A 1,930-nucleotide genomic window follows, 5' to 3' on the forward strand; every position below is an offset into this window, starting at 1 on the left:
GCATGGGGGAAAATAACATCAGGTTTAACCGGAAATTGCCCTTCTGCAATGATTTCTGCAGTTGTTTTCCCTTGCCCATAGACCGAATATCGCAAGACAAATGCGTGAAAGCCCATAGCATTAAATGCCAATGCCACTGGTTCAGCTTCTCTATCTGAACAGTACATATATGAACCACCGGGACAGATAATCACGGCCGGTCGTTCAATATTCACTTTACTTGTGCGGATTGGATCAATCACGTAGCTAGTTAAGGTCACATCATCACGATCATTATATAGCTTTATTACTTCTTTTTGCATCAGACGTTCTCTCCTCTAAATTTCATTAATGCCATTATAGCATTTGATTTTCATTAGAGAAAAAGAAAACCCCCGTCTCCAAATAGCAAGAAACGAGGGCATCAAAAGTTTAAGAAACGATACCTACCGATTGAATAAATCGATTAAAGCCATCTTTTCCTGCTGGTGTATCTTTATACACACCAGCATCTTCTAAGACGCGTACAAAAACATTTGCAATTTCATCTTTTAAAATAGTATGCACTGTATCTGGAGTAAAAGTATGGTGATAATTTTGCTTTAATTCTTGTGCCCATGTTAAATGATAAGCTGCAATATTATTTTCTTTATCCAATAGATAGTCAGCAACTGCCGAGATTTCATCTTTTAAGCGTGGTGGTAATATAGCTAAGCCCATTACTTCAATTAAACCGATATTTTCCTGTTTAATATGTTGCACATCTTGATGTGGATGATAAACGCCATCTGGATATTGTGATGAAGTATGATTATCACGTAAAACCAAATCTAGTTCGAATTTGTCCCCATTTTTGCGGGCGATAGGTGTAATTGTATGATGAGCTTCGTCCCCTGTATATGCAATTACATCTAGATTTGGATCTTCATATGTTTGCCAAGCCAGTCGGATTTTATCGGCCAGGGTCACCAAATCTCCGCGCTCTTTTCCTTGTAGACGTATCACAGACATGGGCCATTTGACAATCCCAGCTTGGATGTTTGGGTAACCTTCAAACGTGAATTGACTTTCAAAGGGTGCCTTAGCCATAGGGAAATCATGACGTCCCGTTTGATAATGATTATGCGTTAGAATTGAACCTCCTACAATCGGCAAATCGGCATTAGATCCAGCAAAATATCCAGGAAAAATAGCTACAATGTCTAATAATTGTTCAAATGTTTGTTTTGAAATGACCATGGGGACATGCTGTGTGTTTAATACAATACTATGCTCATTGAAATAGGCATATGGTGAATATTGGAACCCCCACTTCTCATCGCCTAATTGAAGACGAATAATTCTGTGGTTAGCGCGCGCCGGATAGTTGATTCGTCCTTGGTACCCTTCATTTTCCATGCATAGCTGACAAAGAGGATAACTAGAAGATTGCGCTTTTTTGGCGGCGGCGATTGCCTTGGGATCTTTTTCAGGTTTTGATAGGTTAATGGTAATTTCCACTGGTCCATAGGCCGTTTGACTTGTATACGCAATGTTCTTAGCAATGGCCCCTACTTTAATATAGTCATTACGTTGACTCAGCGCATAAAATTCCTGGATGGCCTGTTCTGGAGAAATTTGATAGGTATCCCAAAAGTGTTGATTTAAAACACTAGGGACTGGCGTGATAAAATCCATTAATGCAGCGCCTAAAGTATCTCGCTCTTCTGTTAAATCCCCTACTTTTCCGTTGTCAACAGCAACATCTACTAAGGCATCACGTAAGGAAATAAGGGTGGTTCTAGTTGTTTCTTGATTGGCACCTGCTTCACCAGTTAATGCTAAGATTCGATTGCGTAAATAAAAATGATCGTCTATTGTATAATCACTATTTTCAATAACCTGTGTAACAAAGGCATCAATTAGTTTTGCCATGTCATCATCTCCTTGTTAGTACACGCGCGCCACTTGA

General features: G+C 39.4%; 1 protein-coding gene and 1 pseudogene. Both read right to left on the reverse strand.

Going from position 1 to position 1,930, the window contains the following annotated elements; all coding sequences use genetic code 11:
- Positions 1-302 (reverse strand): annotated as a pseudogene (locus tag ACRCJ0_RS13005) (alpha/beta hydrolase); the annotation flags it as partial.
- A 109-nt stretch (positions 303-411) separates the two neighbouring features.
- Complete coding sequence (gene galT, locus ACRCJ0_RS13010; protein WP_431390695.1) at positions 412-1,893, reverse strand: UDP-glucose--hexose-1-phosphate uridylyltransferase; 1,482 nt, start codon at positions 1,891-1,893, stop codon at positions 412-414.
- Positions 1,894-1,930: the final 37 nt, after the last annotated feature.

This window comes from Aerococcus sp. L_32, assembly GCF_050689315.1.

Coding starts and splice junctions, on each gene's coding strand:
- galT (WP_431390695.1), bottom strand. CDS start 1,893: ATGGCAAAACTAATTGATGCCTTTGTTACACAGGTTATTGAAAATAGT.